Source organism: Fulvivirga imtechensis AK7, from assembly GCF_000331535.1.
Classification (GTDB): domain Bacteria; phylum Bacteroidota; class Bacteroidia; order Cytophagales; family Cyclobacteriaceae; genus Fulvivirga; species Fulvivirga imtechensis.
In genome coordinates, this window is record NZ_AMZN01000069.1 from 81811 (window position 1) to 88710 (window position 6900).

At 42.7% G+C, this 6900-nt stretch carries 6 protein-coding genes; all 6 read left to right on the forward strand.

Annotation, left to right across the window (positions count from 1 at the left end; translation table 11 throughout):
• Positions 1-102 precede the first annotated feature (102 nt).
• Complete coding sequence (proS, locus tag C900_RS19625) at positions 103-1578, forward strand: proline--tRNA ligase (RefSeq protein ID WP_009581927.1); 1476 nt, start codon at positions 103-105, stop codon at positions 1576-1578.
• Positions 1579-1941: 363 nt separating this feature from the next.
• On the forward strand, positions 1942-2631 hold the full coding sequence (locus tag C900_RS19635) for a glycosyltransferase family 2 protein (protein ID WP_009581929.1): 690 nt from the start codon (positions 1942-1944) through the stop codon (positions 2629-2631).
• Positions 2632-4089, forward strand: a complete 1458-nt coding sequence (locus C900_RS19640; protein WP_009581930.1) for a cellulose synthase family protein — start codon at positions 2632-2634, stop codon at positions 4087-4089.
• Positions 4082-5428, forward strand: coding sequence for an MptA/MptB family glycosyltransferase (locus C900_RS19645; protein ID WP_009581931.1), 1347 nt, complete (start codon positions 4082-4084; stop codon positions 5426-5428). The genes C900_RS19640 and C900_RS19645 overlap by 8 nt, the downstream gene beginning before the upstream one ends.
• 40 nt (positions 5429-5468) lie before the next feature.
• Positions 5469-5915 (forward strand): rhodanese-like domain-containing protein, encoded by a 447-nt coding sequence (locus C900_RS19650; protein ID WP_157494087.1) that lies wholly within the window; start codon positions 5469-5471, stop codon positions 5913-5915.
• Entirely contained in the window at positions 5908-6501 is a 594-nt protein-coding gene (locus C900_RS19655) for a TIGR04282 family arsenosugar biosynthesis glycosyltransferase (RefSeq protein ID WP_009581933.1), read from the forward strand. Before C900_RS19650 ends, C900_RS19655 begins: the two co-directional genes overlap by 8 nt.
• The last annotated feature ends 399 nt before the right edge of the window (positions 6502-6900 follow it).

A 6900-nucleotide genomic window follows, 5' to 3' on the forward strand; every position in this document is an offset into this window, starting at 1 on the left:
AATTCCAAAAAACGGATATATTTTAAGATAATAATATCTGTATATTTGCCGCGAAAAGTATTTTTTCGAATAAAAGCAATCAAAAAACATACCAAACTTGATATGGGTAAAGGATTACCAAAAAGAAGTGAAGATTATTCTCAATGGTACAACGAATTAGTTAAGAAAGCTGACCTTGCAGAGCACTCTGCAGTTCGTGGCTGTATGGTGATCAAACCGTATGGCTTTAGCATTTGGGAGAAAATGCAGGCTGCTCTTGATAAAATGTTTAAAGACACAGGCCACGCTAATGCCTACTTCCCTCTTTTTGTGCCGAAATCGTATCTAAGCAAAGAAGCCGCCCACGTTGAGGGTTTTGCCAAGGAATGTGCTGTGGTGACTCATTATCGCCTGAAAAATGCCGAGGATGGCAGTGGTGTGGTGGTTGATCCTGAGGCCAGGCTTGAAGAAGAGTTAATAGTAAGGCCTACTTCTGAAACGGTGATCTGGAATACCTATAAAAACTGGATACAATCTTACCGGGATCTGCCTTTGTTGTTGAATCAATGGGCTAATGTGGTGAGATGGGAGATGAGAACGCGTTTGTTTTTAAGAACCGCGGAATTCCTATGGCAGGAAGGGCATACTGCCCATGCTACCAGACAGGAAGCTATTGAGGAAACCATACAGATGCTGAATGTATATGCAGAATTTGCCGAAAAGCACATGGCTATGCCGGTATATAAAGGTGTGAAAAGTGAAAGTGAGCGTTTCCCGGGTGCAGTTGACACTTACTGCATAGAGGCTTTGATGCAGGATGGTAAAGCTTTGCAATCAGGCACTTCTCACTTCCTGGGCCAGAATTTTGCCAAGGCATTTGATGTTAAGTTTGCTGACAAAGATGGTAAGCTGGAGCACGTATGGGGTACCTCATGGGGCGTGAGTACCAGATTGATGGGTGCGCTGATCATGGCGCATTCCGATGATGATGGCCTTGTGCTTCCTCCGAAGCTGGCGCCAATACAGGTGGTAATAGTACCTATCTTTAAAAGCGCGGAACAGTTGGAGGCAATTCGAGGCGTTGTTAATAATCTGGAAGCTGAGTTGAAAGCTTTAGGTATCAGTGTTAAGTTTGACGATCGTGATACTAACACCCCGGGGTGGAAGTTTGCTGAATATGAGCTGAAAGGAGTACCGGTTAGGATGGCCATTGGTCCGCGTGACCTGGAAAACGGCACCATAGAAGTGGCGCGAAGAGATACCAAAGCAAAGGAAGTGGTGAACGTAAGCGATGTGGTGCAGAAAGTGCAGCAATTATTAGAAGATATTCAGCAGAATATTTACAACAAAGCTTTTGATTTCAGAGAATCCATGACCAACAAAGTGGACACTTACGAAGAGTTTAAATCGGTACTGGACGAAAAGGGAGGATTTATATTAGCCCACTGGGATGGTACTGCTGAAACAGAGGAGAAGATCAAAGAAGACAGTAAGGCCACTATCAGATGTATTCCTATCGATGCGCCCGAAGAGGAAGGGAAATGTGTGTACTCGGGTAAGCCTTCGAGCAGAAGGGTACTATTTGCAAGGGCGTATTAAAATTCACTAATAAGTTTAACCATGGTTAGAACGGCTTGCCAAGCCGTTCTTTGGTATTAGGGACCTGTCTGAGCAATTTAATGTTCCCATCTGAGATGTTATTTCGCTTTAATGCAAGTTGATCATGATCTACTAAATATTCCTCAACTTTGATAATATGTTTGACTGGCATTAAAGGAAATTTTTCCAAATTTATAGTCAGATCATCAAATACCTCTTTATCTGGATTTTTGAAAATACCAGAAAAGGGCAATATCTCCGGTTTGAATTTGAAAGCGTTGATCTTCAGCTCACGTTGTCACCTCCCTGACTTTGCTAACCCGATAAATCCATTACTTTTGCGTTTTTGAACTGAGTGTTGAAATGAAGCCAATTATCCGGGTTATTATTCCCGCTTTTAATGAGCAAAATGCAGTTGGTAATGTAGTCGATGAGATCCCGAGGGACCTGGTGGAGGAGGTGATCGTGGTGAATAATGCTTCGACCGATGAAACTGAACGTGTAGCCCTGGAAGCCGGTGCCACCGTACTTCGGGAAGAAACAAAGGGCTATGGCAGGGCTTGTCTGAAAGGAATAGATTATCTTAATTCACAGGAAAAAAAAACAGATATTGTTGTTTTTATAGATGCTGATTACTCAGATTATCCTGAGGAGATGCATCAGTTGGTAAAACCAATTACTGAAAAGGGTATCGACATGGTTATTGGCTCCAGGTCGTTGGGCCAACGTGCTAAAGGTTCAATGACACCTCAGCAGGTTTTTGGAAATTGGCTGGCCACAACTTTGCTCCGCTGGTTCTATAAGGTAGAGTTTACTGACCTGGGGCCATTTCGGGCGATCAGATATGATCAGTTGGTGGCTCTGGGAATGAAGGATAAAACCTATGGATGGACGGTGGAAATGCAATTGAAAGCAGCAAAAAAAGGCTTAAAATGTACAGAGGTACCCGTAAATTATAGGAAACGTATTGGTTTTTCCAAGGTATCGGGTACGGTAAAGGGTACTGTGATGGCGGGGTATAAAATAATTTGGACGATCTTTAGGTATTTATAAGTGGAATATATAGTTATCATTCTATACTGTCTGGCCTTACTGCTGATATTTCTTTTCAGCCTGGGGCAATTACACCTTACATGGCATTACCTGAAGACCAAAAAGCAGAAGGATCAGGTGCCGGCCACTGAGTTAAAAGATCTGCCAAATGTGACGGTGCAGCTTCCTCTCTTTAATGAAAAATATGTTGCTGGGCGATTGATAGATGCGGTATGCAGGTTTGACTATCCTCAGGAAAAGCTGGAGGTTCAGGTGCTGGATGATTCAACGGATGAAACTGTAGCTATTGTAGCTGATAAAGTGATGGAGTGGAAGAGACTAGGTGTAAACATCAGACACATTAGAAGGGAAGACAGAGAGGGGTTCAAAGCGGGCGCCTTGCAGTATGGATTAGAAATAGCTGAAGGCGAATATATCGCCATTTTCGATGCGGATTTCCTGCCTTACCCGGATTTTTTAAAGAAGACTCTGGTAGCATTTACACCTGAAGTAGGGTTGGTGCAAACGCGCTGGGGACATCTGAACAGAGACTATTCGCTGCTCACAGAACTGCAGGCTTTTGGGCTTGATGCTCACTTTTCAGTGGAGCAATCGGGACGGAACCATGCCGGAAGCTTTATCAACTTTAATGGTACAGGGGGTGTTTGGAGAAAGAAGTGCATTGAGGAAGCAGGGGGCTGGTCGGCCGATACGCTGACTGAAGACCTGGACCTTAGCTACAGAGCGCAGATGAAGGGTTGGAAGTTCAGGTACCTGGAAAACTGTGTGGCGCCTGCAGAGCTGCCGGTGATCATGCCTGCCATTAAATCGCAGCAATACAGATGGAACAAAGGCGCTGCAGAAACTGCCCGGAAGAATTTAGGAAGGTTGCTACAGGCTAATATCAGACTTTCAATAAAAATACATGCGATATTCCATCTTTTTAGCAGTTCAGTATTTGTTTGCCTACTTATGGCTGCTATATTGAGCATACCAATGCTCTTCATAAAGGAAGCCAATCCTGGTATTGAAATGTTATTCGATCTGGGCAGTATTTTTCTTATTGGTTTTTTTTCTATAGCATTTTTTTACTGGATCTCGGCAAAGCAGATGCAGCCGAAGCATACCGGCAGATACTATTTTAAGTTATTTCCTGCCTTCCTGGTAGTATCCATGGGTATGTCTTTACATAACGGAATTGCCGTAGTTGAAGGGCTTTTGGGTAGAAAGACTGCATTTATCAGAACGCCAAAGTTCAACATTATCAATCGAAAGGATAGCTGGAAGAATAATATCTATATTAAACCGAAAATCAGCCCCCTTACTATCTTGGAAGGACTTCTAAGTCTCTATTTTATTTTTGGTGTTGTTGCAGGTATTCAGTTGCAGGATTGGGGATTAATTATCTTCCATGTGATGCTGGCTCTGGGTTTTGCGAGTGTATTCTACCATTCTGTAAAGCCACTAAAGCATGGTTAAAAGCGGATCGGGGTGGTTATTATACAAGGCTGCAGGAGTTTCTCTGCCCCTGTATGCCTGGTTGGCATATCTTGTGCCACGGTTTGAGTCTTTTCAGCTTATCAGCGGTTATTCTGTGCTATTTGGTTTATTTATGGTTATGTGGTTCTATGCCCGCACAGCTAAACAGGTGAGGTGGCTGTTGGTTTTTGCCATCTTATTACGGATGGTGCTGCTTTTCGCTTTTCCCGGTCTTTCCGATGACATCTATCGGTTTGTCTGGGATGGAAGGCTGTTTAACCAGAACATCCACCCTTTTTCTCATATTCCCTCCTATTATATGGATCCGGGTTCACCGGACGTCCCGGGCATTACGTCAAGTCTTTATTATCTTTTAAACTCTCCCAATTACTTTACTATCTATCCACCGGTAGCGCAATTCTTCTTTTCGGTAGCTACAGCTATTTTTCCTGCGTCTGTTCACGGCAGCGCCATAGTTATCAGGGCATTTATTATTTTGGCTGAATGTGGCAGTATTTGGCTCATCACCCGTATTTTATTTCATTATAAACTACCTGCAAAAAATGCATTGTTGTATGCTCTCAATCCACTGATCATATTGGAACTAACAGGCAATCTTCATTTTGAAGCATTTATGATCTTCTTTTTATTAGCAGGTACCTATTTTTTCATTACCGGAAAATCCCGAATGGCGGCATTGAGCTTAGCTTTCGCCATTGCCAGTAAGCTGCTGCCCTTAATGCTAATGCCATTGTTTATCAGGTGGCTGCACTGGAAGAAGCTCCTTATTTTTTATGCACTAATAGCAGCTTTCACATTGGTACTGTTCCTTCCCTTTCTTCATCAGGATCTTTTTAACGGTATGACCGCAAGCCTATCCCTGTATTTTCAGCGGTTTGAGTTCAATGCCAGCATTTACTACCTACTACGAGAGATAGGATTTTATACGGAGGGTTACAATACCATTCACATTTTGGGGAAATACCTGGCGCTGGCGGCTTTTCTTCTGATCATGGGGTATGCATTGCTACATAACCACAAGCGCATCAGGCTTCCCGAAGCTATGCTCTGGGTGTTACTATTTTACCTTTTTCTATCCACCACAGTTCATCCGTGGTACATCTCAACAGTGCTGGTACTTAGTATTTTCACGAGATTTCGATTTGTTATTTTATGGTCATTTTTGATATTTATGACGTATGTCGGTTATTCAGAGAGTGGATTTGAAGAAATTCTCTGGCTTACCACAACCGAATATGTGCTGGTTTTCGTTTTTATGTTGTATGAGATCTATAAGCATTATATTAAAAAAGGTCAAACGCAAAACAACGAGCAGTAAAATGCTTGTGCTGCTGGTTCTGTTGATATCTTCCAACTGTATGTCACAACAAGATTTTGATACTAAGCTAAAGTCTATTCTGGATGGTTCGGTGCCATTTATTTACGTTGATGACTTACGGAAGAAGCTTGAGACCGATCAAAATCTGGTTATTTTGGATACCCGTCAACCGGAGGAATACCATGTAAGCCACTTGAAGGGAGCCATTTTCATTGATTATGATCATTTTTCCAAGGATATGGTTGCGGGTATGGATAAAGACGCGCCTGTTGTGGTTTATTGCTCCGTGGGTTATCGGAGTGAGAAAATTGGTGAAAAGCTTAGGGAGTTGGGATTTAAGAACGTTTCCAACCTCTATGGGGGTATTTTTGATTGGAAAAATAAGGGCAATGATGTGGTAAATGAGCATGGCGTAACGGATAGCGTACATACGTATAATGCAAGTTGGTCGAGATGGTTAAAGAAGGGCGTTAAAGTCTATGAATAAACTCCTGATTATTTTTGTTAAAAACCCGGAATTGGGAAGAGTGAAAACGAGGTTGGCCAGGTCGTTGGGCGATGATGTGGCTTTGGCCATTTACCTCAGGCTGCTTACCCATACACAGGAAGTCATTGAAGATCTGGCTTTTGATAAAGCAGTGTACTATTCGAAATTTGTGGATTCAGAAGATAACTGGGAAAATAAACGCTACGAAAAGTATTTACAAAAGGGCGCTGATTTGGGAGATAAAATGTTTCATGCCATCAGCGAATCGTTGGCCAAAGGTTATGAATCTGTTTGCCTGATAGGTACTGATATTTACGAGCTTACTGCAGATGTGATCAAAGATGGTTTTATTAAACTGGAAACACATGACGTGGTGATCGGGCCTGCTAAGGATGGAGGTTATTATCTGATCGGGATGAAAAAAGCTTATCCCGAGATCTTTGACCTTCATCAATGGGGTATTTCGAATGTTTTCAGTGAAACTGTAAAACGGATAGAAAATAAGGGCCTCACTTATGCTCAGACTAAGTTACTGAATGATATCGATGAGCCGGAGGATTTGAAAGGGACGGACCTGGCAGTGTAGCGCGAAGATGTGGCGTTGACAAGCGATGGGATGGGAAGGGAAACCCGTCACTGGTTAATAGTCACTGGTTGACCAGTGACACAGGACTACAAGTGATCTTAATGTGAGTTCGATATAAGATGCCTGAAAAAAGGCGGTCATACTGCCTGTCCCGAACTTGTCTAACTTACCTCGGGGAGGCAGCCAACAACTTTTCGTTGATTTTGTGGATAATGACATAGCTTCAGAACGGCCTTGAGAAAATGGCGTTAAGAATTTCAATGCCACACGCACCCCTTATAAATCACACTGTTTGAGCCCCGTTTTTCACGGGGTGAGTTTGTGATTTGTCATCGCAGGCATTGAAATTTAGCCATTACTCACAGCCTTGACTTTTTTTGTTATCCCGAAAGCTTTATA

Bases quoted from the DNA above. Each gene is read 5' to 3' on its own strand.
- proS (WP_009581927.1), top strand. From the start codon at position 103: ATGGGTAAAGGATTACCAAAAAGAAGTGAAGATTATTCTCAATGGTAC.
- C900_RS19635 (WP_009581929.1), top strand. From the start codon at position 1,942: ATGAAGCCAATTATCCGGGTTATTATTCCCGCTTTTAATGAGCAAAAT.
- C900_RS19645 (WP_009581931.1), top strand. From the start codon at position 4,082: ATGGTTAAAAGCGGATCGGGGTGGTTATTATACAAGGCTGCAGGAGTT.
- C900_RS19650 (WP_157494087.1), top strand. From the start codon at position 5,469: ATGTCACAACAAGATTTTGATACTAAGCTAAAGTCTATTCTGGATGGT.
- C900_RS19655 (WP_009581933.1), top strand. From the start codon at position 5,908: ATGAATAAACTCCTGATTATTTTTGTTAAAAACCCGGAATTGGGAAGA.